Genomic DNA, 25366 nt, shown 5'->3' on the forward strand with positions numbered 1-25366 from the left:
TGGGAGGGGATAGGGAAATGGCGGGGATCGGAGTTTATTTAAGACGTGTGAGAGAACAAAACGGGTATACGCTTGAACAAATGAAGCAGGTGACCAATATTCACCTGGAATACCTGCAAGCGATCGAAAATGAACAATTTGAACTTCTGCCCAGTCCGTTTTATGCCAAAGCTTTTTTGCGGACATATGCCAAGAGTTTGGGTGTGGACGCGCGGCCTTTGTTGGAAAGGTTTGAGCGGCAGGTGCAATCGCCTGGGATTTCGGAAACAGCCAGATCTGCCGGACCATCTCAGCATTTGACTCCCGGTGTTTCGGATTATTTGCCCGAGCCTTCATTTAACGGTCAAACCGGAAGAGTCGCCTTGCCAGCCGAACAGCAGCTGAGATTGCCGCAGCCGGTGACGAACAGGGCATCCTCCGGATTGCAAGGAGAAGGAGGAGCGAACTATCCGGTGCCATTGGCTCCCGTAAATTCCCAAAATTTGTCGCTGCCGCCGTTTCAGGCGAAAGCGGTTGAGCAAACGACGTTTGTTCCGCGACGCATTGCTTTGGAAAGCAAACAAAAAAGCAAAGAAGCATTGAAAAATGGAAAAAAATCATCTAAGCTTACTGTGGCGGTGGCCATTGGTGCGCTTCTTTTGATCGGGGCGGGAGCGTACTACTACTGGGGAAACAGCCATCCATCCTCGCACGCCGGTTATACTTCACCCAGAACGCAGCAAAGTCAACCGGCCCCAATTGGGAATGCCAATGCTTTGGCTGCGAACAACCCGATCCTGCAAGAAGGAGAAATATCGGATAACCCGTATGAAGGACAATTATACACGATTTCGAATGTGGACAAGCTGGAAGTCGTTTTGAAAGGGGAAAACGGTGAATCGCGGGTTATTTACGCTCCTTCCTACAATGACAGACCGGAAGAATTCACATTGAAAGTCGGACAAGAAGTGGTGTTGGATACAAAGGGGAAAGATGAAATTTGGTTTCGCCTCGGCACCCCTTCCAATGTGCAAATTTCGGTAAATGGTCAAGAAATTAATACAGATGCACAGGATACAGTCAAAAGCTATCGTGTTAAAATCAGCAAGTAAACGGCGTTTTTGTGTTGGATGAGGAGGGTTTTGGTTGTCCGTTGAGATTGGAAAGAGGTTGAGATATGCACGCGAATCGTTGAGGCTTACCTTGGACGATATTGAAGCGCGCACTCGAATCCAAAAAAAGTATTTAGCCGCGATCGAGACCGGGCGATTTGATCTTTTGCCGGGGCAGATCTATGTTCGTTCATATGTTCGCAGTTATGCGATCGCGGTGGGAGAAAATCCCGGAGCCTTGCTTGCTTTACTCCAGAATCAGGCGAACCGGAACGCCCTGACTGCAAACAATGCCAGCCGCAGTCGCCTTTCTCTTCCCTCCGCCGGGCCGACAGGGTACGGGAACGATGAGCCGGAGATGACTTACGCGCCCCAAGAGGAAAGGGGGTTATCCGGAAGCCGTGTCCGTGAGACGGAGGAGCGTGCCTATCGTTCGCGGTCAGAGCGATTCAGACAGACGAATGCCTATCGGGCGGCGGAAGAATACGAAACCGGCATGACGGAGCCGGATGAAACAGCTGACCTTGGCCCGAAAAGGAGGAGTCCTTCTTCGAGAAAGTCTGCTCTTCCGGATTCCGGGGAACTTGGTATTCCTGCCAAAAATGACCCGCCTGTACTTACCCGCCGCAGTTCACGGAGTGAGCATAGAAATTCGGATAAGAAAAAAGGATTCACCTTTGGGAAGCTTTACACCATTCTGCTGATCATCGGGGCGATCCTACTCGTGATTGCCGCCGTAGCATTCATGTGGTTTCGCATGGAAAATGCTTCTGATGCCAAGCCTGACATGGAAACGGTGCAAGCGAAAATCGAGGGGAAACATGAGGCCGGGGATCGTCAACCGATTCTGTCGCCTCTCAATTCCTCCACATATGGCACCGATCGTTATGAACTTGTAAATGCCGACAAGCTCCAATTAAAGATCAAATGGTTAAAAGGGAGCGGAAGCGGCTATGAGGTCAGACAACAGGAGATAGGCTCACCGGTTGCTGCGGGAGAGGTAAACCCTGACAGACCGGATTTTTCCCAGTCTTTTTCGACTGGGATTTGGCTGAAATTATTTAAACCTAATAATATTTCTGTTACCATTAATAATTTCCCTGTAAAAACCGATGTTTACACTGATGAAAAGGATATTTATATTTCTTTTGTTCAGTAAAGCTCTCTTTTTGGAGAGCTTTTTTTGACACAGAAGAATCAGCGTGGTATGCTTGAATCGAATTGTGTTTATAGAAGTGCGCCGTCGAAATAGTTCGTGTTTTTATGCTGAGTTGCGAGAGAATGCTGGATTGGTTCTTGCTTTTGTCAAGGTACCTCTGTTAGTCTGAAAAATATGGATTCCCCATAATATCATAAATTGTTGCGAAGACGGTGCATGTTTTTTTGCTGGTAAATCATGTGAGAAAAAAGGATTATGCCAGCCAATTGTAAAAAAACGAATAGCAAATAAATGGAGATTTACAATTTTATAAGGTTGCCGAACCAACAGCCAGGTGCAAAAAAGCGATGGTTCAACAACCTTTCAGGAGGTGGCTGGGGTGTCTGTCGAAATTGGTTCGTATCTTCGACAAGCCCGAGAAGCGATTGGACTGTCCCTCGACCAACTACAAGAAAAAACGAAAATTCAAAAATCATTTCTGATTGCGATTGAGAATGGAGAGTTTGATAAATTACCGAGTCCATTTTACGTTCGAACCTATCTTCGCTCTTATGCCAACTGCGTCAAAGTAGAGCCACATCATATCTTGCGCCATTACCGGAAAATAGAACAGGCAGAGCGTTTTACCGGTGTACATAAGGCAGTAACTGAAAAGGATTTGTCCCAGACACAAACCTTTCCGTTTCCCCCGCTCGGGCAAACGGGGAAAATACCGGTTGTGTCAGGCGGGACAGGCCCTCAAGGCGTTGTGTCTCAAGAGACGATGCTTCGCAAACCTTTAAACCAAAAATCCGGGCAGCGGATCGATACAAAGACGGCATTGACGGCTCCGAAAACGGATAATGACAGTGCGCGGCGCAATCGGGAACTGGCGAGGCGCGATGTTGGATATATGCGTTCCAATACCACCATGATGCGGGCGGTCTTGCCCAACCAGCAACAGCAGTCTGATACAAGACCGAATCAAACGGCCGCGGCAGCTCAACAATCAAATCAGGAACAGCTGAATAAAGAAATGCCTTTTCCTGTACCCGCAAAGCGAACACGGGAATTGCCGGTACAATCGAATATCCCAAAACGGGGAATCACCGGACCGCAACCCACAGGGCGTACCGGTTCGGGACCGTTATCCCGGGTTTCAAAAACGAAAACGGGCTTGACCTCCGTGTCCCTTCCACCTGTTCCGGCAAAAGAAATCAGTGCCAGTATGGAAGCGGCACCCGAACAACAAGCGACACAGTTGCAACGTTTAAGCAGAAGCGCCGTCAAAAATCGAAAATCGGCGAAGAAATTTGCTTTTAATTGGCCGATCAAGCGCTCGGTGGCCATTGCGATCGCCGGATTAGTGCTGTGCATTCCGGTGGCATGGGCCGTTGTTTCCTATATGAATAATGGGAATGAAGCGCCGGATGAATCGGCGCCAAAGACTCAAACCGTATCATCAAATCAGGGAACCCTGCCGGCAAATCCTGAACCAATGGCATCTCCGACAGGGAAATTGATGTTGATGCAACAAGGAAACAATGTGAATAACTATCGCTGGAGCGGCGAAGAAAAAGTGAATCTCGTGATCAAAGCCGTTTCGGGGAAATGCTTGATCCAGTTGACAGACAATCTGCCAAGCGCGACCGGCAGTGTGAATAAATTTGCCGACGTGACGATCAAGCAAGGGGAGTCCTGGACGTATAACTACGATTTCAGCCACGGGCCGGATTTGTATATCGGCTTGAAACCGTCAGATGGTGTAGTTGTGACCGTAAATGGAAAAGCGGTCAATTCGTCAAGATATGTTCACATTAAATATGTGCAATAACCATTATCCTCTTGAGAAAGCAAGCCCTGTTTCGTTTAGGGCTTGCTTTTTTGACGGATCTTTTGTTTGTGGGCTATACTGAAGAAGTTGGGCCACTGAACACAATCACGGGAGGTACATGATTGCGATGGCCAATCCCTTTGAACAATTAAAAGAAACAAGAGAACAGCTAGAGATGAGTGTCTCGGAAGCGGCCGACCGGGCCGGTCTGGAGCCTGATTACATCGAAGCCTTAGAAAGGGCGGACTTTTCAGCTTTGCCTGACCCTTTGTATGTCAGAGGATTTATCCGATCCTACGCCAAAGTGCTGGGAATCGACCCTAATCCCCTTTTACGCTACTATCGGACGACAGTGGTCGAGGATGCGGCGGTGAATGAGTCTTTGCCGGTGCCAGCTTCTGAGGAGGAAAACGCTTCTCTTTCCAGAGCGAAAAGCAGAAAAGTCAAACGCCGAAAAAAAGCGGATTGGGAACGGGTCAAAATTGTTTTGCTGAACGAAATTGAAGTATTGAATAAAAAATTGAAATGGATCTTAATCAGTTCGATTGCCGTCTTGCTCGTGGCGGCCGGCGTGATCGTTTGGTTGATTTTCGGAATGAATAAGCCGCAGGTGAACGCTGTGAAAAGCATAACCCCTGCTCAATCCTCCGAGGAAAGCGATGGCACGGTCGCTCCCGTTTCCGCGAAAAGGCCGGTAGTGACTATTTTGGAGTCGGCGGAAACTGGATCAAAATACGGTGACGTATACGGAATTTCCAATGCCGATCAGGTTGAATTAACCATTGCTGCCCAAGAGCCGACGGATATTCGAGCCCGATCCGGCGGACCGAACGGAGATTTGATCGCCGACAAAGAATTGGCTGCCGGACAAACGGTGACGTTTACAGACAAGGAATGGATATCGCTCAGGATTGATCATCCGGACCGGGTCCAGCTCCATGCCAATGGCGTCTTGATCGATACTTCGGCTCAAAAGGCAGTCTCTTTGTTCCAATTTAAACGGGTTGAGTCTGACGGCCAACAGTCTCAAAATGAATAAAAAAGGAGAAAATGGAACAGAGAGGAAATGATCACCTCTCTGTTCTTTTTTGACATGCGAGAAGTGCATGGTTTATACTTACGGAAGAATTAGACTGGGTCTTTCCTGCCTTGGAGGAAGTACGTTGACAAAAAATAAGCAAATGAGTTCTAACCAAAACAGCTTAAATCTTGTAAGATGGTCTTACGAGCCAACAAGTATGGTTCACTTCCAAATGATCATGGCAGGGGAAGAAACTGCCAAGGAGAAATCAGTTCATGCCAGGAGGGTTGGTTGTAGTGAACCTGGCCAACAAAATTACATTAGCCCGCATTTTCCTCGTGCCGGTTGTGATGATTTTTTTGCTCGTGCGGTTTGATATCGGGCAAATTCAAATGGGTTCAGTCGTTCTAAAAATGAATGAAATGATTGCGACACTGATCTTCATATTGGCGGCGGTCACCGATGGACTGGATGGTTACATCGCCCGAAAAAACAAAATGGTGACCAATTTGGGGAAGTTTTTGGATCCGCTGGCGGATAAATTGTTGATTACGGCGGCACTCGTTTCCTTGGTCGAGATGCAGCGCCTGGATGCTTGGATTGCCATCGTCATTATCAGCCGTGAATTCGCCGTAACAGGTCTTCGGTTGATCGCAGCGGCTGAAGGATATATCATTGCGGCCAGCCCGCTTGGCAAGCTGAAAACGATCATTCAAATCGTGGCCATTGTTTCCTTGATGTTGAATAACGTTCCTTTTTCAACGATTTCATTTCCGTTTTCACTCGTGGCTACCTGGCTGGCAGTGCTGATTACGATTATTTCCGGGCTTGATTACTTCTATAAAAATAGAAAAATTGTTACCCTTACTAAGACACAGTAAAGGGACGGTTTACAGGGAAAGGATCGATTTGATGCAAGCGGAGATTATTACGGTTGGAACAGAGCTTCTTCTCGGCGAAACAGTCGATTTACACTCCTCGTTTTTATCCCGCGAATGCGTGTCGCTTGGAATCGAGGTGATCTTGCATACGTCAGTCGGTGATGATGCGAATAGGCTTCTGGAGGTTCTCCGTTCCGCTCATGCCCGTTCCAAGCTTGTCTTTCTCTGCGGCGGACTCGGGCCGACAATGGATGATTTGACCAAAGAGACGCTGGCAGAGTTCATCGGGGTCAACCTGGTGCAGGACCCTGAAGTAACCGGGCGGTTAGAGCGTTATTTCTCGAACCGGGGCCGGTCGATGCCCGCAAACAATTATAAACAAACGTTTGTTTTTCCGGGTGGAACCGTCTTTCAAAATGATCATGGCACCGCTCCAGGGCTGGCTGTTTCCCATCACGATGTTACCTATGTTTTGCTTCCTGGCCCTCCAAATGAACTCATCCCCATGTTTGAAAAGAGCGTGCGCCCCTTCTTGCTTCAGCAATTTTATGGAAAACAGGCGATTGTTTCGCAACCTCTCTCGTTTTTCGGCATCGGTGAATCCTTATTGGAAGAAAAAATAAAGGATTTGATCCAGCAATACGGAAATCCGGTCATAGCCACTTACGCCAAAGAGGCCGGAGTTGTGTTGAGGTTAACGAGCAAGGCAAAGGATGAACGATCAGCCAGGGCGTTGATTGAGCCGGTAAAAAAAGAAATTTTGGCGAGAGTCGGCGATTTTTGCTTCAGCGAGGAAGACCGGTCGCTTGAGGAAGTTCTGGTTTCCTCTCTCGCTGCGCAAGGCAGGACGGTTTCCGTGGCGGAAAGCTGCACAGGCGGATTGCTTTCTGAACTGCTCACCTCTGTTCCCGGCAGCAGCGAGGTGTTCCGCGGCGGTTTTGTCTCCTATTCTGCCGAAAGTAAAAACCAGATTGTGCAAGTCCCGGCGGATGTGTTGGAAAAGCACGGGACGGTCAGTTTTCAGGTCGCCGAAATTCTGGCGGAAAATACCCGCCGGCAGTTCGGAACCGATTTTGCGTTATCGATTACCGGTGTAGCCGGTCCGGCCTCAGTTGAAAACAAACCGGTAGGCCTCGTTTATATTGGATTGAAGGAGGCAGGATCGCCTGCCCGCGTGTACTGTTACAGGCTTCGGGGTACGCGCCGGCGCATTCGGCTGTTGGCTGCCAAACATGCCTGCTTCATCCTTCAGCAACGTTTAAAGAAAGGTGAAACAACAAGATGAATCGTTTTGATCAGTTTCAATTAAGCCAAGAAATTTTACGCGGAATCCAAGATTTGGGCTTTGAAGAGCCCTCTCCGATTCAAGCGGAGTGCATTCCCGCCGTTTTGCGGGGGGAAGATGTCATCGGTCAGGCACAAACCGGCACTGGAAAAACGGCCGCATTCGGGATTCCGGTTTTGGAGCGCATCAATCCTGCTGAACGGGTGATTCAGAGTGTGATTCTGGCTCCAACCCGTGAGTTGGCGATCCAGGTATCGGAAGAATTGAGAAGAATCGGCCGTCCCAAACGGGTGAAGACGCTGCCGATTTATGGAGGACAGTCGATCGGTCGGCAGATTAAGGCTTTGCAACAAGGAGTCCATGTGGTCATCGGTACGCCCGGGCGTTTATTGGATCATTTGCGCCGTGGCACCATCAATACGGAACAAGTGGAGATGGTTGTCCTGGACGAAGCGGATGAAATGCTCGACATGGGCTTTATCGATGATATCGAAAATGTGTTCCGCTTTTTGCCGAAAAACCGTCAGCTTCTGCTCTTCTCGGCCACAATGCCGCCGACGATCCGGCAACTGGCCAACAAATACATGCGTAAGCCGCGCTACATCACGGTCAACCGGGGTGAGGTGACGGTTCCGGTCATTAAGCAATATTATTATCGCGTTTTGGAAAATACCAAGGTTGAGGCGCTGTGCCGGATTTTGGACAGCGAAGAAGTCGACTTGTCGATCATTTTCTGCCGCACCAAAAAGGGTGTGGACGAATTGACGGAGTCGCTGCAAGCCAGAGGTTACCTCGCCGGCGGCCTGCACGGGGATTTGGCGCAACAGCAGCGGGATCGTGTGATGAATGCTTTTCGCGGCGGAGAGATCGAACTTTTGGTGGCGACTGATGTCGCGGCTCGGGGAATTGATGTGGGAAGCGTCTCCCATGTCATCAACTATGATATTCCGCAAGATGTGGAAAGTTATGTCCATCGGATCGGGCGAACCGGCCGTGCGGGGAGAAACGGGGTGGCCCTCACGCTGGTGACACCGAGGGAAATGAAGCAACTCAGAACGATTGAAGAGGAAACAGGTGCCCGGCTCAAAGCGCGCGAACTGCCGACATTGGAAGAAGTAGCCGCCAAACAGCAAGCCTCGTGGATCGCCCAAATCGAAGAGATTATCCAATCCGATGCCGATCTTACGCTGTTCGATGAATTGGTGGATCAGCTCAGCGGCAAGTTTTCGGCGGAAAAGGTGGCAGAGGCTGCATTATATTTGGCTTTCTCCGATCGTTTTGTCAAAAATATCGACACCACCTATAACTTTGGAGAAACGGGAGCTGCGCCGGGCATGGTCCGCTTTTTCATCAATGTCGGTCGCAATGCGAATCTGCGCCCGCAGGAATTGGCCAAGGCCATCTCGGAACACGCCGGGATCGCTTTGCGCCAAGTGGGCAAAATCAATATTTATGACCGTTTCTCTTTTGTCGAGGTACCGGAAGATGTCGCGCCATTTGTATACGAAGCGCTCAGACAGTCCAAAATCAATGGTGCCCGGGTGAACATGGAGCCTGCTCGCCCGCGAAAATAAAGTTTTTTAAGAGGCCAGGTATCGAAAACGGATGCCTGGCTTTTTATGGATAACCGGCGGTACTGATGAGTGCGGAGATGCCAAGGGCTCATTTTACAAGAGAATCCCGGCTGAAGACAAAATGGAGCCTCTGCAGGACGTTTCCGCCAGCAATCGCGGCTTGCGCCCGCAGCTGAACTGCATCCGAGCAGATTGCCAGGCGCCATGAGGAAACGGGGGTTGATTTGCTGCCCGGGTTAGGCCGCAATCGGAGGAAATGGGGCGGTTCGCCAATGACGCGATGCCGCGGGGAAAGGAAGCGAACCGGAAGAACGGAAAACATAAAATGGAGCCGGAGGATTTCTTCCGGCTCGTTTGTTTTTCGCGGCAACTCAATCGGGAATGCCCAGCGCGATTTTGGCATAGCGGGACATGCGGCTTTTATCCCAGGGCGGATTCCAGACGATGTCCACTTCCACCTCTTTCACGCCGTCCACCTGTTTCACTGCTTCAGTTACCTGCTCGTTGATGGTTCCTGCCAGCGGGCAACCGATTGCCGTCAGGGTCATCGTGATCTTGACATTCCCTTCATCATCAATCTCCACATTATAGACAAGACCTAAGTTAACGATGTCGATATTTAACTCAGGGTCATTTACTTCTTCCAATTTTTCCATTATCTGCTCTTTGAGAGCTTCTTTGTCCATTGGGCGCTCCTCCTTTTTCTCTTCTTCAAGTAGTAATGTACCACAATATTTCCGATCTCACACTACAGAAAACGTTTATGCCTTCCCATTGCTGGTCCGGCCTGCATCTTTCACCGAAAATCGAATAAATGTTCGTAAATGATCTTGGCAGGAGAGAAAAAACAGGGTATGATGTTGATATGTGATTAATGGGATAGAGGGGGAACATGAATGTCAGATCGTCGTCAGGCGTTGGAAATGGCATTGAGGCAGATAGAGAAGCAATTCGGCAAAGGTTCGATCATGCGGATGGGAGAAGAAGTCACCCCGCAGGTGGAAACCGTTTCTTCCGGAGCATTGGCTTTGGATATCGCGCTGGGGATCGGCGGCTTTCCGCGAGGACGCATTATTGAAGTGTACGGTCCTGAATCCTCGGGGAAAACGACGGTCGCATTGCATGCGATTGCCGAGGTGCAAAAATTGGGCGGGACGGCAGCTTTTATCGATGCCGAGCATGCGCTGGACCCGATTTATGCGCAAAAACTTGGCGTCGATATTTCCGAGCTCCTGTTGTCCCAGCCGGATACGGGAGAACAGGCGCTGGAGATCGCAGAAGCGTTGGTGCGCAGCGGAGCGGTTGACATTATCGTCATCGATTCGGTTGCGGCATTGGTTCCAAAAGCGGAGATCGAAGGGGAGATGGGCGATTCACACGTAGGGCTGCAGGCGCGTCTCATGTCCCAGGCGCTGCGGAAGTTGTCCGGAGCGATCAACAAATCGAAAACGGTCGCCATCTTTATTAACCAAATTCGCGAGAAAGTCGGCGTCATGTTTGGAAATCCGGAAACGACTCCGGGTGGGCGCGCACTGAAGTTTTATTCCAGCGTGCGTCTGGAAGTTCGCCGTCAGGAGTCGATCAAACAAGGAAATGACATGGTTGGAAACCGCACGAAGATCAAAGTGGTGAAAAACAAGGTCGCACCGCCTTTTAAACAAGCGGATGTCGATATTATGTTTGGCGAAGGCATTTCCAAAGAGGGAAGCGTGCTCGACATCGGCGCGGAACTGGATATTATCAACAAGAGCGGCGCTTGGTATTCGTTTGAAGGGGACCGTCTCGGTCAGGGGCGGGAGAACGCCAAGCAGTTCCTGAAAGAACATCCGGAACTCTGTCTGAAAATCGAAAACCGCATTCGCACCCACTTTGATTTGCCTCTGATCAAAGAGCCGGTCGCAGAAACCGAAACCAAAGAAGAGAAAAAAGGGAAAAAGGCAAAAGACAAAAGCAAACCGGAAGAATCTCTCGATTTGGCTTGATCTTTAAGCCGGAGCAGAATGGATGAAGGGAACGATGAACAGAATCACCCGTATTGAAAAACAATCGGCTCGTTCCAAACGCTACCAGATCGAAGTGGATGGGGAACCCTTTTGCTCCATCCATGAGGATGTTTTGGTTCGTTTCCGGTTACATAAAGGGATGGAAATGGATCGGCATCAGTTGGAAGAAATTCTGGCTGCGGAGGAATATAACAAGGTCAGGATGGCAGCTTTGCGCTTTCTTTCGTATAAGCCGCGAACAGCCTGTGAATTAAGGCAGCAGTTGGAACGAAAAGATTTTTCCGCAAAGATGATCTGTCAGGTGATCGCCGAGATGGAAAAATCGGGCTATCTCGACGATCGCCAATTTGCGCGGCAATGGGTGAATGAGCGGATGCATGGCAAGGGATATGGCAGCCGCAGATTGAAACAGGAATTGATGAGAAAAGGAATCGATTTATCTTTGATCGATGAAGCCCTGACAGAGGTGGACCAGGACAAAGAGCGCCAGTTGGCAATGCAGGTTGCCGAAAGGCGCTATCTTCGTATTGGCCGTGAACCCTGGCCCACCGTCGAGCGGCGCCTGGGGCAGTACCTGCTGCGTCAAGGTTATTCGATGGGAGTGGTTCGGTTGGTGCTGAACCAGTTACGCACGCGGTACGAAGAGGAAAAGGAGCATTGGTGATGCGGATTTTATATATGACGGATACCCACATTCGCGGGACTTCACCGCGCAGCCGAACCGATCAGTTTGAGCAAACCATCAGGCTTAAGCTGGAAGAGGTCATTCAAATAGCCGAACGGGAGCAAGTGGATTTCATTTTGCACGGTGGCGACGTATTTGACCGGCCCAATCTCTCGCCGGCAGTCGTTCGTGAGTTTGCCCGTCTTTTCCGGCAGTTTCCCGCCCCTGTTTATGCCATTGCCGGCAATCATGATATCTATGGGCACAATCCCGCCACCACTCCGCGGACCATGCTGGGATTGTTGGATGCCTTTGGGGTGATCCGCCTGATCAGCGGGGATGAAAAGGTGAAACTGGAAAAAGACGGACTGGTCATCCAGCTGAGCGGGCAACCTTTTCACTATGACCTGGATAAAAGGGATCCCAAAGCGGATTACCACGTGCAAAATGAAATGGAGGCGGACTACTGCATTCACATGGTTCACGGCATGTTGGTTGACCGGGCATTGCCCGACGGAGTTCCCCATACGATGATTCACGATGCTTGGTCTGATGATGTGGATATCTTATTGACGGGGCATTATCACGCAGGATTTCCCGTGCAGCACCGTGATGGCAAATATATTGTCAATCCGGGGGCCTTGGCGCGAATCAACAATCACCCGTCCGAAATCAGGCGGATGCCGCAAGTGGTTTTGCTTGAGCTCGGGCGGGACGTTGACGTGCGGTTCATTCCCCTTACCTGCGCAAAAAGGGGAGATGAGGTGCTTGACCGCTCTTATTTGGAAAAAGCGGCTTACCGTCAGGAGCAATTAACCTCTTTTGTGCAGCAGGTTCGGTCTGCGGCTGATTTTCAGGCGATCGACGTCCTGGATATCATCGATGAGATTTCCCGCATGAACGACGTGGAGGATGAAGTGAAATTTGAGGCCCAGCGGCGGATCGCCATTGAACAGGAAGCGGGAGGAGAGAGCGGCCATTGAATTGTTTTCAAAAGCTGATCATCGAGAATTTTCAGTCCCACCACTATACCGAAATCGATTTTTCGGATGGGCTGAACGTCTTTGTCGGCCCTTCGGACAGCGGAAAAAGTGCGATCTTGAGGGCGCTTCGCTGGGTATTGTTCAATATCCCTCGCGGAAGTGAATTTATCCGTACCGGAGCAAAAGAATGCCGCGTTTCCCTCATCTTTGCCGATGGAACGGAAGTGATCAGACTGCGCAGTTCGTCGGTAAATCGCTATATCCTGAGGAAACCGGACGGGACGGAGCAGATATTTGAGGGATTCGGCAACACCGTTCCCCAGGAGGTGACCGATGTCCATCGAATCCAACCGGTCAAGCTGGATCAAAAGGAGATGTTGGTTCACTTTGGAACGCAGTTGGAAAGCCCGTTTCTCCTGTTTGAATCGAGCCAGACAAAGGCGAAGACGATCGGGCGTATCAGCGGAGCCCACCTGATTGATAACGCGCTGAAAAAAACGAACGGGGACCGGTTGGCGCTGAACAGCGAGATCAGGCGACTGGAAGAAGAGCGGGAGAAGCTGGAGGAGAAGCTGAAACCTTACGGAAACCTGGATCAGTTGGAGAGCGACCTGGAGACGGCGGAAGAAGCCTTTTATCAGGCGCGCCGCAAGCAGGAACTTCTGGAAACGTTGCGCAAGCATGTGCATGCGCTGCAAACGATTGAAAGCAGCAAACAAAAAGAAAAAGAGACGATTGCGAAACTGAAAAACCTCTCTCTCGCCGAAGCTGCGGTCGCCCGCTTGGAACAAAAAATCATCCTCGCCCGGCAATGGACAAGGCAGCAGGAAAAATGGCTGCGTGTGCAGAGGGAAATAGGGGAGAACCGGCAGCTGATTCAGGCTGCGGACCGGCTTCCCCTGGCGGAGGAGGCTTTGCGATCTTCCGAAGCCAAAAAGCAGACAGGGATGAGATTGATCCAGTTAAAGAGTAAATGGGACAACCTTCGCGAGCAGCGCAGCCATTGGGAGAAGGAGCAGAAGCGTTTGGAACAGGTTCCGGAGGCCGGCCGGTCGTATGAGGCTGCCCGCGAGAAAATGAGCCGTTTGAAAACGCTGATGCAGCTTGGCGCGAAAGTGAAAAGCCTGCAAAAGGAGATCGGCTTTCTGCGGGGGAGAGTGAGTGAACAGCAACGCCGGGCCCGGGGATTGGGGACTGTGTTGCCGCCGCTTGAGTCCAAGAGTGAACTTCTCCGAAAATTGAAAACGTTCCATCGGAACCTTACTGACGTCCGGGACAGAATCTCCAGGGGCAAACAGTATATCCATGATCAGGAGCAAACCATTATCCGGCTGACAAATGAATGGGCAGAGCTTTTAAAACAGCAGGGAACCTGTCCTACTTGCGGGTCGCCGATCAGCGGTTCGATCATTGAACATATCATGAATGAATACCAAGGAGGTTATGCGCGTGCAGCAGCTGGAAGAGAAAATCAAGCAGATTCGCATGCAACTGGAGAAGGCCAAAAGTGACCTGGTAAAAGCGGAAGCGCGTCTGGAAAATCTGGAGCGGCAGGAAGAAGAGATACTGAGGGAGACCAAGGAGCTGGGAGTAGAGCCGGATCAGCTGCAGGAAGAGATTGAGCGGCTGGAAAAGGAAATCAAAGAGGATCTGGAGAAAGCATGGAGCTACCTGCCTCAGGAGTTGAATAAGTAAAATGGGTGCGGACGCTTCACTGCATCAGCTGGAGGAAGCGCTCAGGGCGGCGAGAACGGAGCTGGTCAGCCGCAAAGCGGAGCGCGATTTGCACCTGGAAAGCTTGCGGGAAACAGAAGAGCGATGGAATGTTTGCATTCGGGAACGCGACCTTCTGGACAAGGTGAGGGTTTTATTCCAACTCTCTGCGGAACATGCCCGCATGCAGGCGAAACAGCAGTTGGAAACATTGGTGACCAATGCGCTCAAATACGTGTTTGGCCCCTCATTTCGTTTTGAAATTGAATTATCCGAGCACGGAGGGAATCCGACGGCAGACTTTTATGTTGTTTCCGAATGGGAGGGCCAGACATTTAAAAACAAGCCGCAGGATGCACGGGGCGGCGGTATTGTCGATGTCGTCTCTTTAGCTTTGCGCATCGCCCTGATCGAGACGGTAAAACCCCGTTTGGAAGGGCCGATTATTCTCGATGAACCCGGTAAGCATGTGAGTGAAGATTTTATCATTCCGATGATCGAATTTCTCAAATCGGTGGCGGAAACGTTTGGCCGGCAGATCATCCTGGTCACTCATAACGTTCACTTGACGGAATCGGCCGATACTGCCTATTATGTCAAACTATCAGGTGGAAAATCGGAGGTGGAAAAAAGCAAAGCAGCCAGCCTGTAAAAGCCGGTCTGTATCTTTTGCCCGGCCGGAAGCCCCTTTCGCGGGGCTCTCTTATTTTTTCAAATGGACTTGACTGCATTCAGAATTAATGAAAAAATAAAAAGAAGTCGTGAAAGCGCTGTCATTTTATCCGGTGGAACGAAGAGGCGGCTTGCCTTCTGCCTTGACAATGAGAATGTATAAATTATACAATTGTAATGTATCTTTGCCTTTTTTTAGAGGTAAGGATATCTCTTCTGGTTCCGTGTATGGTTGTTGACTAAAAGTGAAGTTTGAAAATGTTAGCTGGTTTCCCAGCCTTCACCTGGTATAGCAAAACATGACGGCGGACGAGAGAAGACCGAGTTCATCGGTCTTGTTTTGTAAATAGAGACAGAGGGGGTGAGCGAAGGACGATGGTTTTGGACGTAGCTGACGTCATTCTGCTGTTTGCCTCTCTCGGAATCGGAATCGGAATCGGTTATTGGATTCGAAAGACAGCAGCAGAAGCTCGGATCGGAAGTGCGGAAAAAGAGGCTGCTGAAATCTTGGATAAAGCGAACAAGGAAGCGGAAGCCCTCAAGAAAGAAAAGATATTTGAAGCTCGCGATGAGGCGCATCGCTTGCGAAGTGAAGCGGAAAAGGAAATTCGCGAACAACGCAATGAATTGCACCGCATTGAACGGCGGCTGAATCAGAAAGAAGAAACGCTGGAACGAAAGCAACATGTTTTGGAAAAGCGTGAAGAAGATCTGAATCAGCGCGAACGGGAAATTGAAAAGAAACAGCGACAAATCGATGAGCTATACCAGGAACAGACAAAAGAAATGGAAAGAATATCCGGTTTGACCACAGAGGAAGCGCGCCAACTGATCCTGGCCAAAGTGGAGAACGAAATGCGCCATGAAACGGCCCAGATCATCAAAGAGATGGAGCAGGAGGCGTTGGAAGAAGGAGATCGCCGCGCGCGCAAAATCCTGTCATTGGCCATTCAGCGCTGCGCTGCGGATCATGTGGCCGAAACGACCGTTTCTGTGGTCACCTTGCCAAATGATGAGATGAAAGGGCGTATTATCGGACGGGAAGGGCGGAATATCCGAACCTTGGAAACCCTGACCGGAATCGATCTCATTATTGATGATACGCCGGAAGCTGTGATTCTTTCCGGATTTGATCCGATCAGGCGGGAAGTGGCCCGGGTGGCACTGGAGAAACTGGTTGCCGACGGGCGGATTCACCCGGCGCGCATTGAAGAGATGGTGGAAAAATCGCGTCGTGACGTGGATGAGCGAATTCGTGAATACGGAGAGCAAGCCACTTTTGAAACAGGGGTTCACGGATTGCATCCTGATCTGATCAAGATTATCGGGCGCTTGAAATTTCGTACGAGCTATGGTCAAAATGTGCTTAAACATTCGATGGAAGTGGCTCATTTGGCCGGCTTGCTCGCCGCTGAACTGGGTGAAGATATTCATTTGGCGAAAAGAGCGGGCCTGTTGCACGACATCGGAAAGGCAATTGACCATGAAATTGAAGGTTCCCATGTGGATATCGGGGTGGAATTGGCGAAAAAATATAAAGAGCACCCCGTTGTAATCAACAGCATTGCATCCCATCACGGGGACTGTGAAGCGACGAGCGTCATCGCCGTACTGGTTCGGGCCGCCGATGCATTGTCTGCAGCCAGACCGGGAGCGCGCCGTGAAACGTTGGAAGCTTATATCAAGCGACTGGAAAAGCTTGAAGAGATCTGTGATTCGTTCGACGGTGTGGAAAAATCGTATGCCATTCAAGCAGGGCGTGAATGCCGCATCATTGTAAAACCGGAGGAAGTGGATGATGCCGAAGCTGCTCGTTTGGCCCGCGAGATCACGAAACAAATTGAAAATCAGTTGGATTATCCCGGCCATATTAAGGTAACGGTCATCCGGGAGACAAGATCGGTGGAGTACGCGAAATAAAGTGGCCTTTTGGCCGCTTTATTTTTTCTCAGCATCTGGTTGTGGAGGCTAAAATATTTTATGAGAATCTTAATGATCGGTGATATTGTAGGCGCATTGGGAAGACAAACCGTTGTGAATTATTTGCCAAAGCTGATTCAGATCTACGAACCGGATTTCATTGTGGCCAATGGGGAGAATGCGGCCGGCAACGGCAGAGGCATTCAGCGCCATGCGATAAGAGAATTGCTGGATGCGGGAGTCAATTGCATCACCTTGGGAAATCATACCTGGTCTCAACCGGAAATCTTCGATTTTATCGACGATGAACCGAATATCATACGTCCGGCAAACTACCCCAAAGATACTCCCGGGAAGGGGTTTTCCGTTTTTTCGACACAAGCGGGCCGCTTAACGGTGATAAATTTGATGGGAAGAGCCTATATGGGGGCGCTTGATTGCCCGTTTCGGACAGCGGATGAGATCTTGAACCAAATTCCTTCTTCCATGGTCCTGGTCGATTTTCATGCCGAAACCACCTCTGAAAAACAGGCGCTTGCTTGGTATTTGGACGGACGGATCTCTGCGCTGATCGGTACTCATACCCATGTGCAAACGGCGGATGAACGGATTTTGCCCAAGGGCACGGGTTACCTTACGGATGTCGGGATGGTCGGGCCCGCAGACGGTGTGATCGGCATGGAAAAAAGCGCAGTGATCAAACGATTTTTAACGCAGATGCCGGTTCGCTTTGAAGTGGCCAAAGGAAAGGCAAAATTTAATGCTGTTCTGATTGATCTGGACAAACAGAGCAAAAAAGCGAAACAGATGAAGCGCATTCAGATCGATGAAGATCACCCCTTGATCGGTTGATTTTAAATAAATTTATTTGTGATTTTTTAGCTGTATCAATGTAAATTAGAAGGAATTTTTACGAAGAAGTCGAATAGGATAGAAGTAGTGGATTCACTCCAACCATCGAGGAGGTACCTTCATGGAAGTATTAAAGGTTTCAGCAAAATCTAACCCGAATTCTGTTGCTGGTGCACTCGCCGGGGTCTTGCGTGAACGTGGTCAAGCAGAGATGCAAGCAATTGGCGCAGGGGCGCTGAATCAAGCTGTTAAAGCGGTTGCGATCGCACGAGGATTTGTGGCGCCGAGCGGGATTGATCTGATTTGTATTCCTGCTTTTACGGATATTGTGATCGATGGTGAAGAGCGAACCGCGATTAAATTAATCGTGGAACCGCGCTAATTTATCTAATCGATATATTCAAAAAAACCTGTTTATTTTTATAGACAGGTTTTTTTTATAAATATGAGGTGAAAAATATGCAATGGCTGGATGGACATTGTGATGTACTGAGCAAAATGTGGAAAGATCCGGTGAAGCATAAGTTCTACGACCCTCAATCGAAGCTGGACAGTTCGTATTTTAATTTGCGGGAAGCGCCGGTCGCTCTGCAAGTTTTTGCTGTTTGGGTACCGGAGACGGTAGCCAAAGCGCAGCGGCTCCAAGTTGCTTTGAAGCAGATCGACCTCTTTTATGAAGAGATCATCCAGGACGAGCAAAATGTCATCTTGATTGCCGATCGCAAGCGTTTGAGAGAATGTTCGCCGGAACGGATCGGGGCGCTTCTGCTGCTTGAGGGAGCGGATGCCCTGCAAGGGGAACTGACCAATCTGCGGCTCTTGTGGCGTCTGGGAATCCGGCAAATGGGTCTTACCTGGAATTATGCCAACGAAGTGGCCGACGGAATTGAGGAGGAACGTGGAGGAGGATTGACCCGGTTCGGACGGCAAGTGATTGAGGAGATGAAACGACTGCGCATGATCCTCGATGTTTCCCATCTGTCGGTGAAGGGATTCTGGGAGGTCATCGGGGAGGAAGAACTGCCGATTCTCGCGTCACATTCGAATTGCCGGGCCATCTGTCCGCATAAGCGAAATCTCGAAGACGACCAGATCCGGGCCCTGATCGAACGAGATGGAAGAATCGGGGTTACTTTTGTCCCGTCTTTTGTCCATGTTTCTTATCCGGATGCGTCGATTTCCCATGTGCTGAAACATATTGATCACCTGTGCGGGCTGGGAGGGGAGGATTATATTTTCTTCGGCTCGGATTTTGACGGAATCAGCTACAAAATCAAGCATCTGGAGAGTTATCGTTACATACATTACCTAACAGAGGCCCTTTTAAAGGCATTCCCTGAGTCTTCTGTGAAAAAATGGTCTTGGGAAAATGGCTACCGATTTTACGAAAAACAATTATCTTTATAAAACAGCAAAAAATGCGAGCAAAATGAATCTCATCTTCTCACAGAGGGTTTATTGGGATTTTTAACAGATAAATTCCAAAGAGAGAAAAGTTTAATAGGTTGCTTTTTGTCTGGCAGAGGACTAGAATTAATACATGAAAATGCTATCACTCGCCACAGGGGGGGTTTTGAATCCTCTCGGGGCAAGAGTTGATATAAATTTTTTTTCATTTCATATTGTGTAGTGTGTGGCTGTATTAAAGGAGATGAGTTCATTGGTTAAGCAGCTTTCGTGGAAAGTGGGCGGACAGCAAGGGGAAGGTATTGACAGTGCCGGCGAAATCCTGTCTTCGGCACTCAATCGAAAAGGGTATTATCTGTACGGGTACAGACATTTTTCCTCACGGATTAAGGGTGGTCATTCCAACACCAAGATTCGGATCAGCATAAACCCAATCCGCTCCATTTCCGACGAGCTGGATATTCTTGTTGCATTTGACCAGGAAACGATTGACTTGAATGCTCACGAGTTAATTCAAGACGGAGTCATCTTGGCCGATGCCAAGTTTAATCCAACCGTTCCGGAAGGAGTAAACGCTCGCCTTCTCGTTGTTCCATTTACGAAAATCGCTGAAGAAATCGGTATGGCCCAAATGAAAAACATGGTGGCTGTCGGAGCTTCGACTGCACTTTTGGGCATTGATGCGGACTCGTTTAAAGAAGTCATTGAAGAGAGATTTGCGCGCAAAGGGCAAAAAGTTGTGGACCGAAATATGGAAGCGATCACAAGAGGGGCTGAATATGTAAGAAGCGAGGTTGGGAACAGCTTTACCCAATTCCGTCTGGAATCCTCCGATGGCAAAAAACGGTTGTACATGATCGGAAACGATGCCGTCGCTTTGGGAGCCATTGCAGCTGGTGCACGCTTGATGGCAGCTTATCCGATTACGCCATCTTCTGAAATCATGGAATATCTTATCAAAAAGCTGCCCGAATTCGGTGGCACCGTTGTACAAACCGAAGATGAAATCGCTGCCATCACCATGACGATCGGGGCGAACTATGGCGGCGTCCGCGCATTGACCGCTTCTGCCGGTCCGGGGCTTTCCCTCATGACGGAAGCGATCGGTTTGGCCGGTATGACCGAAACTCCGGCGGTGATCATCAATACGCAGCGCGGGGGTCCGAGTACGGGTCTGCCGACCAAACAAGAGCAGAGTGACTTGCTGGCAATGCTGTACAGCACCCATGGTGAAATACCGAAAATCGTGATTGCTCCAAGTACGGCCGAAGAATGTTTTTACGACACAATCCAGGCATTCAATCTTGCCGAAGAGTATCAATGTCCGGTAATCGTTTTGACCGATTTGGCTCTTGCGCTGGGTAAACAAACGGTTGAGCCGCTGGATTACGACCGGATTCAAATTCGCCGCGGAAAACTGGTGGGCTGGGATGAAGAGTTGCCGGAACTCGAAAATTCCGAGCTGTTCCCGCGCTATGAGTTTACGGAAGACGGTATTTCCCGCCGTGTGCTCCCGGGCAAGAAAAACGGGTTGCACCATGTGACCGGGGTTGAACATGACCAGACAGGCCGTCCATCCGAAAATCCGGTTAATCGTAAAAAAATGATGGAGAAACGCTTGTCCAAACTGAAAAACGGCATTGATTTCGATACACCGGTCTACCTGGACGCTGCCCATGAGGATGCGGATCTTCTCATTGTTGGTTTCTGCTCTACCCGCGGCACGATTCATGAGGCTAAAGAGCGTCTTGAGGCTGAAGGCCTGAAAGTAAATCACGCCCATATTCGTCAATTGTTGCCATTCCCGAGCGACATTATGCTTGAGCAAATGAAAAAAGCGAAGAAAGTACTTGTTGTAGAAAACAATGCTACGGGGCAATTAACCAATCTCATCAAAATGAATATCGGAATGGCAGAAAAACTGGTTCATTTCGGTAAGTATGACGGCAATCCGTTCTTGCCTTCCGAAATTTACAAACAATGTAAGGAGCTGTTGGTTCATGGCCACATTTAAAGACTTCCGCAATAAAGTTAAACCCAATTGGTGCCCAGGTTGTGGAGATTTCTCCGTGTTGGCCGCCATGCAGCGCGCTTTTGCCAATGTAGGGTTGGAACCGCATGATGTGGCCATTGTCTCAGGGATCGGTTGTTCCGGACGGATTTCCGGTTATGTAAATGCTTATGGTTTTCACGGTGTACACGGACGCGCATTGCCGATTGCTCAGGGGTTGAAACTGGCCAATCGTGACTTGACGGTGATCGCTGCCGGCGGGGACGGAGACGGCTTTGCCATTGGTATGGCCCATACCATTCACGCCATCCGCCGTAATGTCGATATTACCTATATCGTGATGGATAACCAGGTTTACGGGTTGACCAAAGGCCAAACCTCGCCGCGAAGCGAAGTTGGCTTCAAAACGAAAAGCACGCCGTACGGTTCAATCGAATCGGCCATTCACCCCATGGAAATGGCTTTGACCGTGGGGGCCGGCTTTGTCGCCCAATCGGTTTCCAGCGATTTGAAACAATTGACCCGCGTGATCGAAGAAGGAATCAAGCATAAAGGTTTTTCTTTGATCAACGTTTACAGTCCTTGCGTCACCTACAACAAAATCAACACGTATGATTGGTTCAAAGAGAATCTGGTCAACCTGGATCAAGTTGAAAACTATGATCCGTCCGATCGCCAGCTGGCCATGCAAACGCTGATGGAAAATCATGGTCTGGTAACGGGGGTTATCTACCAAAACAAAGAGCAGCAATCATATGAAAGCAAAATCAAAGGCTTTAAAGAAGAGCCGCTGGCCAAACAAGACATCATGATTTCCCGCGAACAGTTTGATAAATTGGTTGCCGAATTCGCATAATAATGGACAAACAGCCACTTCGCCAAATGAAAGTGGCTGTTTCTTTATTTACCGGGGGGGTGTGAAGATGAAATGGACGGTATTGGGATGCCAATCCCCTTTTCCTGCACCGGGCGGGGCGACTCCGGGATATCTGCTGGAGGCTGGCGGGAAAAAGATTCTGATCGATTGCGGCAGTGGAGTGTTATCGCAATTGGCCAAGTTTCTTCCGCTCTATGAAGTGGATGCCGTCATTCTTTCCCACTTGCATCATGATCATATTTCCGACTTTTTTGTTTTGCAGTATGCGATCATGATTGCCATGAATCAAGGCATGAGGAACCGCCCGTTACCGGTCTGGTCCCCTGCTCAGCCAGATTCATGGTTTCGACAATTGAGCTATGGGCGTTATATTCAAAGGCAGGCGGTAAAAGAAGGGGACATGCTGAAGTTGGGAGATGTAAAGATTCAATTTTTTGCTACGGATCACCCTGTCCCTTGTTATGCGATGAGAATCGACTCCGGCGGGCAAACGATTCTGTATGGGGCGGATTCAGGTCCAAAAACGGATTGGATCAGCATGGCGGCAAAGCCGGACCTGTTTGTTTGTGAAGGCTCATTTTTGGAAGCGGAACGCCCTCAAAACCCTGTCAGCCATTTATCTGTAAAGGAAACGGCAATGGCAGCCAAACAGATCCAAGCGAAACAGCTCCTTATTACTCATCTGTCTCCCCTTGCTGAGCTGAGCGAGGTGGTCAGGGAAGCAGCATCGGTATATCCAGGCCTTTGTCATCCGGCAAAACCGGGATTGATCATTCACCTTGCCTGAGCCGCAATTGGGTTTGCGCACGGAAAGGGGAAAGAATAACTCTCGCCAGTCCGGGTTCTTTGTGTTAAACTGGTACACATGGATAATTGGGCTTGTTCATTGTCAGGAATGTGGATCATCAGGCAAAACATCACCTGATCAAAAATAAAAAACGAATGCACTCATATAATGGCGGGAATAAGGCCCGCGAGTCTCTACCGAGCTGCCGTAAACAGCCCGACTATGAGTGAGCAAAAATGAAGAGACCTGGAAAGGTCTGAGGCTGTTGACAAAATTCAATTGGAGGGGATGGGTGTTTTCTGCAACGACCTTTGTGACGAAGGAACCGGGAGCAGGGAAAAGCATCTGAACTCGACGGACATCCGTTAATCAGCTGAGACCCGTATAGATCTCTTTGCCGGTGTTCGTTTGCACCCGGGTAACCCGCTCACTCCGCGTGGGCAGGCTGCCGGGGTGCTTTTTACTATCACCTGTTTGGGAGGGTGCGAAATGCAAAGTTTGGAAAATAAAATTCTGTTGGAAGGTCAAGTGCTGTCAGATGAGATCTTAAAAGTGGATTCCTTTTTGAATCATCAGGTTGACCCGTTTCTGATGCGGGAAATCGGTGAAGAGTTTGCCCGTCGTTTCAAAGATGAAGCCATTACCAAGGTTCTGACGATTGAATCGTCGGGAATTGCGCCGGCAACGATGGCGGCACTGCAACTCGGGGTTCCGCTCGTCTTTGCCCGGAAAAAGAAATCCCTGACCATGGCCGATCAGTATTACAAGGCGGAAGTTTTCTCTTTTACCAAGCGGGAAACCACTCTGATTGCCGTCGGAAAACCGTTTTTAAATGCGGATGATCACGTCTTAATCATCGACGATTTTCTGGCGAACGGACAAGCAGCAGAGGGATTGATTGATGTGGTTCAACAGGCGGGGGCTCATGTAGTCGGTATTGGAATTGTGATTGAGAAGGCATTTCAAGATGGAGGAACAAGGCTTCGGCAAAGTGGTTTTCGCGTGGAATCGCTGGCCAGGATCGCTTCGCTTCAGGATGGGGCCATCTCCTTCGTGAAAAAAGAAAAAGTATAGGATAAAAGACCCTTGATGATGGCTTTGTGCCAGCCGAATGAATGGCGCGGGAAGGGGAAAAACACCCCCTCCTCGCCTGATATTCGTTCTCATTCCCATGGCTGAAGCCGGGGTTTTTGGGGATCACCGGCCTTCTTGCCCTTTTTCCATCCATACTTCCAGTCCGATTGAATCTTCCTGAATTCTGCATGTTTGAAAGCGGCTTTTTGCGACCAACTCCGTAAACTGTTTTTTTGTATATGCGCGTTTGATCAACATCCATTTAAAGGCCCATTTTGTCAGCAATGCGTTCAATCCGGTAAGACCCAGATCCTCCTCGACGTGCCTTTCCATTACTTCTGTGGAAACATCGCCGCGCAAATCCATAATCACCGCTTTTCCGCCAGGTTTTAAAACCCGGTTCATCTCATTAATGGCATTGACCGGCTGGGCAAAGTTTTTAAAGGCAGCCCGGCAGATGATAAAGTCAAACGTTCCGTCATCAAATGGCATCCGGGCGGCATTGCCATGCTGAAAATCGATGGTTACACCCACTTCTTTCGCTTTGGCCTGTGCAATCTCCACGAATTTTTTACTTATGTCCAAGCCGGTGATTCGGTAGTTGCCCAGTTTTGCCAGTTCGATTGACAAGTATCCCGGTCCCGGGGCAACTTCCAAAACGGATCCGCCTTCCGGAACAATGGCGGCAACCTTCTTCGCATCTCTTTTGTATTGCTCCATATTTTTTTGGGTGTTTTTTGCATACCACGAAGCAATAAATCCTTCCATGCCAATCCCCTTGTAACCTTTTGGCGCTTTATCGGACATATCCGGTTCCTCCTTGTTTCCTTTGCTTCCCCTGGAACCCGTCAGCTGTGACGGTTGTCCAAGGGGGAAAACTTATTCGCAATCTCACGCAGCCACTTCTGATCCCAATGGATTTTTCCTGTGTCGATGTCATGGATCACGGAGCGGACCCATGCCAATTCTGCTGCATACATCGCGTGTTGATATTCGGTCTCGAGCAGGAACAAGCGGGGGAGCCCTTCAGATGTCACGGTTTGCAACTGGTTTTGGGTTGCGTTCAAACGGCATTCAAGTGCCCTTTCTCTTTTTTTTAGTTCCCGTACCACCTCATCTGGCGGAAGAAGCATCATAAAAGAGACGGCGGCGGGAAATTCCGGAAATTCCGGTTTCGGTGTGGACAGTATTTCCCTCAGCCAAGTCAATGCCGCTGTTCTTCCTTTATCCGTCACTTCGTAAACGGTCAGTTCCGGTTTCCCTTCATGCTGTTTTTTTTCCCGAACGGCAATGGCGCCGTCACGAAGCAAACGGTCAATCGTCTGATAAATGCCCGTTCGGTGACGAATGTTGATGACCTCGTGTTTCCCCCTTTCTTTTAAAAGTTGTTGCATGCGATAAGGGTGCATCGGTTCCTCGATGAGAAGCGAAAGGATTGCGAGGGCGATCGGGGATTTTTTGATTGTCTGTTTCATAGTAATAATATTACTATTAATAATATGTCTAAGTAAAGAGGCGGATCTTCTTTTTGGGCCAATTCCTTTTCATGATCGGCTGAAAAGAGTCCTCAAAAACGAAA

Annotated in this window: 25 protein-coding genes and 1 riboswitch; of the genes, 21 read left to right on the forward strand and 4 right to left on the reverse strand. The window is 49.4% G+C overall.

Annotated features, from left to right (window positions below; genetic code table 11):
• The first annotated feature begins 17 nt into the window (after positions 1 to 17).
• The 7 genes from I8U18_RS09305 to I8U18_RS09335 all read left to right on the forward strand — a co-directional run bounded on the left by I8U18_RS09305 (position 18) and on the right by I8U18_RS09335 (position 8824).
• Complete coding sequence (locus I8U18_RS09305) at positions 18 to 1091, forward strand: helix-turn-helix domain-containing protein (RefSeq protein WP_198055758.1); 1074 nt, start codon at positions 18 to 20, stop codon at positions 1089 to 1091.
• Positions 1092 to 1125: 34 nt separating this feature from the next.
• A complete protein-coding gene (locus tag I8U18_RS09310; RefSeq protein WP_033099663.1) occupies positions 1126 to 2250 on the forward strand; it encodes a helix-turn-helix domain-containing protein in 1125 nt (374 codons plus the stop codon).
• Between the two features lie 379 nt (positions 2251 to 2629).
• Positions 2630 to 4063, forward strand: coding sequence for a helix-turn-helix domain-containing protein (locus I8U18_RS09315; RefSeq protein WP_033099664.1), 1434 nt, complete (start codon positions 2630 to 2632; stop codon positions 4061 to 4063).
• A 127-nt stretch (positions 4064 to 4190) separates the two neighbouring features.
• Positions 4191 to 5102, forward strand: a complete 912-nt coding sequence (locus I8U18_RS09320; RefSeq protein ID WP_160173794.1) for a helix-turn-helix domain-containing protein — start codon at positions 4191 to 4193, stop codon at positions 5100 to 5102.
• Positions 5103 to 5380: 278 nt separating this feature from the next.
• Entirely contained in the window at positions 5381 to 5965 is a 585-nt protein-coding gene (pgsA, locus tag I8U18_RS09325) for a CDP-diacylglycerol--glycerol-3-phosphate 3-phosphatidyltransferase (RefSeq protein WP_198055817.1), read from the forward strand.
• Between the two features lie 31 nt (positions 5966 to 5996).
• On the forward strand, positions 5997 to 7250 hold the full coding sequence (locus tag I8U18_RS09330; RefSeq protein ID WP_033099667.1) for a competence/damage-inducible protein A: 1254 nt from the start codon (positions 5997 to 5999) through the stop codon (positions 7248 to 7250).
• Positions 7247 to 8824: a DEAD/DEAH box helicase gene (locus I8U18_RS09335; protein WP_033099668.1), complete on the forward strand. Its 1578-nt coding sequence runs from the start codon at positions 7247 to 7249 to the stop codon at positions 8822 to 8824. Before I8U18_RS09330 ends, I8U18_RS09335 begins: the two co-directional genes overlap by 4 nt.
• Positions 8825 to 8912: 88 nt before the next feature.
• Here I8U18_RS09335 and I8U18_RS09340 read toward each other — a convergent pair whose 3' ends face one another.
• Complete coding sequence (locus I8U18_RS09340; RefSeq protein ID WP_198055823.1) at positions 8913 to 9227, reverse strand: hypothetical protein; 315 nt, start codon at positions 9225 to 9227, stop codon at positions 8913 to 8915.
• Complete coding sequence (locus I8U18_RS09345; RefSeq protein ID WP_033099670.1) at positions 9196 to 9510, reverse strand: metal-sulfur cluster assembly factor; 315 nt, start codon at positions 9508 to 9510, stop codon at positions 9196 to 9198. Before I8U18_RS09345 ends, I8U18_RS09340 begins: the two co-directional genes overlap by 32 nt.
• Positions 9511 to 9720: 210 nt before the next feature.
• Here I8U18_RS09345 and recA point away from each other — a divergent pair, with 210 nt between their 5' ends.
• From recA to I8U18_RS09415, 14 genes are all read left to right on the forward strand, one after another.
• Positions 9721 to 10806, forward strand: a complete 1086-nt coding sequence (gene recA / locus I8U18_RS09350) for a recombinase RecA (protein WP_033099671.1) — start codon at positions 9721 to 9723, stop codon at positions 10804 to 10806.
• Positions 10807 to 10840: 34 nt separating this feature from the next.
• A complete protein-coding gene (locus tag I8U18_RS09355) occupies positions 10841 to 11491 on the forward strand; it encodes a RecX family transcriptional regulator (protein ID WP_198059251.1) in 651 nt (216 codons plus the stop codon).
• The gene (locus I8U18_RS09360; RefSeq protein ID WP_033099673.1) at positions 11491 to 12474 is read left to right on the forward strand and encodes a metallophosphoesterase family protein; all 984 of its coding nucleotides are present in this window, start codon (positions 11491 to 11493) and stop codon (positions 12472 to 12474) included. The genes I8U18_RS09355 and I8U18_RS09360 overlap by 1 nt, the downstream gene beginning before the upstream one ends.
• Complete coding sequence (locus I8U18_RS09365; RefSeq protein WP_052153950.1) at positions 12471 to 13985, forward strand: AAA family ATPase; 1515 nt, start codon at positions 12471 to 12473, stop codon at positions 13983 to 13985. Before I8U18_RS09360 ends, I8U18_RS09365 begins: the two co-directional genes overlap by 4 nt.
• Positions 13924 to 14169 carry a hypothetical protein gene (locus I8U18_RS09370; protein ID WP_152568466.1) on the forward strand — a complete coding sequence of 82 codons (246 nt, stop codon included), beginning with the start codon at positions 13924 to 13926 and terminating at the stop codon, positions 14167 to 14169. The genes I8U18_RS09365 and I8U18_RS09370 overlap by 62 nt, the downstream gene beginning before the upstream one ends.
• Before the next feature lies 1 nt (position 14170).
• Positions 14171 to 14839 carry an ATPase gene (locus I8U18_RS09375; protein ID WP_033099675.1) on the forward strand — a complete coding sequence of 223 codons (669 nt, stop codon included), beginning with the start codon at positions 14171 to 14173 and terminating at the stop codon, positions 14837 to 14839.
• A gap of 395 nt (positions 14840 to 15234) precedes the next feature.
• Complete coding sequence (gene rny / locus I8U18_RS09380; RefSeq protein ID WP_033099676.1) at positions 15235 to 16779, forward strand: ribonuclease Y; 1545 nt, start codon at positions 15235 to 15237, stop codon at positions 16777 to 16779.
• A gap of 60 nt (positions 16780 to 16839) precedes the next feature.
• Positions 16840 to 17631, forward strand: a complete 792-nt coding sequence (locus I8U18_RS09385; protein ID WP_198055759.1) for a TIGR00282 family metallophosphoesterase — start codon at positions 16840 to 16842, stop codon at positions 17629 to 17631.
• Between the two features lie 121 nt (positions 17632 to 17752).
• Positions 17753 to 18013, forward strand: a complete 261-nt coding sequence (locus tag I8U18_RS09390; RefSeq protein ID WP_022737614.1) for a stage V sporulation protein S — start codon at positions 17753 to 17755, stop codon at positions 18011 to 18013.
• A 77-nt stretch (positions 18014 to 18090) separates the two neighbouring features.
• On the forward strand, positions 18091 to 19038 hold the full coding sequence (locus I8U18_RS09395; protein ID WP_198055760.1) for a dipeptidase: 948 nt from the start codon (positions 18091 to 18093) through the stop codon (positions 19036 to 19038).
• Positions 19039 to 19291: 253 nt separating this feature from the next.
• Positions 19292 to 21052 carry a 2-oxoacid:acceptor oxidoreductase subunit alpha gene (locus I8U18_RS09400; protein ID WP_198055761.1) on the forward strand — a complete coding sequence of 587 codons (1761 nt, stop codon included), beginning with the start codon at positions 19292 to 19294 and terminating at the stop codon, positions 21050 to 21052.
• Positions 21039 to 21905, forward strand: coding sequence for a 2-oxoacid:ferredoxin oxidoreductase subunit beta (locus I8U18_RS09405; protein ID WP_033099680.1), 867 nt, complete (start codon positions 21039 to 21041; stop codon positions 21903 to 21905). The genes I8U18_RS09400 and I8U18_RS09405 overlap by 14 nt, the downstream gene beginning before the upstream one ends.
• A gap of 67 nt (positions 21906 to 21972) precedes the next feature.
• The gene (locus tag I8U18_RS09410; RefSeq protein WP_033099681.1) at positions 21973 to 22713 is read left to right on the forward strand and encodes an MBL fold metallo-hydrolase; all 741 of its coding nucleotides are present in this window, start codon (positions 21973 to 21975) and stop codon (positions 22711 to 22713) included.
• Positions 22714 to 22854: 141 nt separating this feature from the next.
• A riboswitch (purine riboswitch) is annotated at positions 22855 to 22956 on the forward strand.
• A gap of 246 nt (positions 22957 to 23202) precedes the next feature.
• Entirely contained in the window at positions 23203 to 23787 is a 585-nt protein-coding gene (locus I8U18_RS09415; protein WP_033099682.1) for a xanthine phosphoribosyltransferase, read from the forward strand.
• Between the two features lie 123 nt (positions 23788 to 23910).
• Here the strand turns inward: I8U18_RS09415 and I8U18_RS09420 are convergent, their stop codons facing one another.
• Both I8U18_RS09420 and I8U18_RS09425 read right to left on the reverse strand, forming a co-directional pair.
• Complete coding sequence (locus I8U18_RS09420; protein WP_232336346.1) at positions 23911 to 24594, reverse strand: class I SAM-dependent methyltransferase; 684 nt, start codon at positions 24592 to 24594, stop codon at positions 23911 to 23913.
• A gap of 41 nt (positions 24595 to 24635) precedes the next feature.
• A complete protein-coding gene (locus tag I8U18_RS09425) occupies positions 24636 to 25262 on the reverse strand; it encodes a PadR family transcriptional regulator (protein ID WP_198055762.1) in 627 nt (208 codons plus the stop codon).
• Positions 25263 to 25366 lie beyond the last annotated feature (104 nt).

The organism is Thermoactinomyces sp. CICC 10522, assembly GCF_016055075.1.
Taxonomy (GTDB): Bacteria; Bacillota; Bacilli; order Thermoactinomycetales; family Thermoactinomycetaceae; genus Thermoactinomyces_A; species Thermoactinomyces_A daqus.

Excerpts from the sequence above, each read along its gene's own strand:
- I8U18_RS09405 (WP_033099680.1), top strand. The coding sequence starts at position 21,039 with ATGGCCACATTTAAAGACTTCCGCAATAAAGTTAAACCCAATTGGTGC.
- I8U18_RS09425 (WP_198055762.1), bottom strand. The coding sequence starts at position 25,262 with ATGAAACAGACAATCAAAAAATCCCCGATCGCCCTCGCAATCCTTTCG.
- I8U18_RS09305 (WP_198055758.1), top strand. The coding sequence starts at position 18 with ATGGCGGGGATCGGAGTTTATTTAAGACGTGTGAGAGAACAAAACGGG.
- I8U18_RS09345 (WP_033099670.1), bottom strand. The coding sequence starts at position 9,510 with ATGGACAAAGAAGCTCTCAAAGAGCAGATAATGGAAAAATTGGAAGAA.
- I8U18_RS09335 (WP_033099668.1), top strand. The coding sequence starts at position 7,247 with ATGAATCGTTTTGATCAGTTTCAATTAAGCCAAGAAATTTTACGCGGA.
- I8U18_RS09375 (WP_033099675.1), top strand. The coding sequence starts at position 14,171 with ATGGGTGCGGACGCTTCACTGCATCAGCTGGAGGAAGCGCTCAGGGCG.
- I8U18_RS09385 (WP_198055759.1), top strand. The coding sequence starts at position 16,840 with ATGAGAATCTTAATGATCGGTGATATTGTAGGCGCATTGGGAAGACAA.
- I8U18_RS09415 (WP_033099682.1), top strand. The coding sequence starts at position 23,203 with ATGCAAAGTTTGGAAAATAAAATTCTGTTGGAAGGTCAAGTGCTGTCA.
- I8U18_RS09360 (WP_033099673.1), top strand. The coding sequence starts at position 11,491 with ATGCGGATTTTATATATGACGGATACCCACATTCGCGGGACTTCACCG.
- I8U18_RS09340 (WP_198055823.1), bottom strand. The coding sequence starts at position 9,227 with ATGCCAAAATCGCGCTGGGCATTCCCGATTGAGTTGCCGCGAAAAACA.
- I8U18_RS09395 (WP_198055760.1), top strand. The coding sequence starts at position 18,091 with ATGCAATGGCTGGATGGACATTGTGATGTACTGAGCAAAATGTGGAAA.
- I8U18_RS09330 (WP_033099667.1), top strand. The coding sequence starts at position 5,997 with ATGCAAGCGGAGATTATTACGGTTGGAACAGAGCTTCTTCTCGGCGAA.
- I8U18_RS09390 (WP_022737614.1), top strand. The coding sequence starts at position 17,753 with ATGGAAGTATTAAAGGTTTCAGCAAAATCTAACCCGAATTCTGTTGCT.
- recA (WP_033099671.1), top strand. The coding sequence starts at position 9,721 with ATGTCAGATCGTCGTCAGGCGTTGGAAATGGCATTGAGGCAGATAGAG.
- rny (WP_033099676.1), top strand. The coding sequence starts at position 15,235 with ATGGTTTTGGACGTAGCTGACGTCATTCTGCTGTTTGCCTCTCTCGGA.
- I8U18_RS09355 (WP_198059251.1), top strand. The coding sequence starts at position 10,841 with ATGAACAGAATCACCCGTATTGAAAAACAATCGGCTCGTTCCAAACGC.
- I8U18_RS09320 (WP_160173794.1), top strand. The coding sequence starts at position 4,191 with ATGGCCAATCCCTTTGAACAATTAAAAGAAACAAGAGAACAGCTAGAG.
- I8U18_RS09410 (WP_033099681.1), top strand. The coding sequence starts at position 21,973 with ATGAAATGGACGGTATTGGGATGCCAATCCCCTTTTCCTGCACCGGGC.
- I8U18_RS09420 (WP_232336346.1), bottom strand. The coding sequence starts at position 24,594 with ATGTCCGATAAAGCGCCAAAAGGTTACAAGGGGATTGGCATGGAAGGA.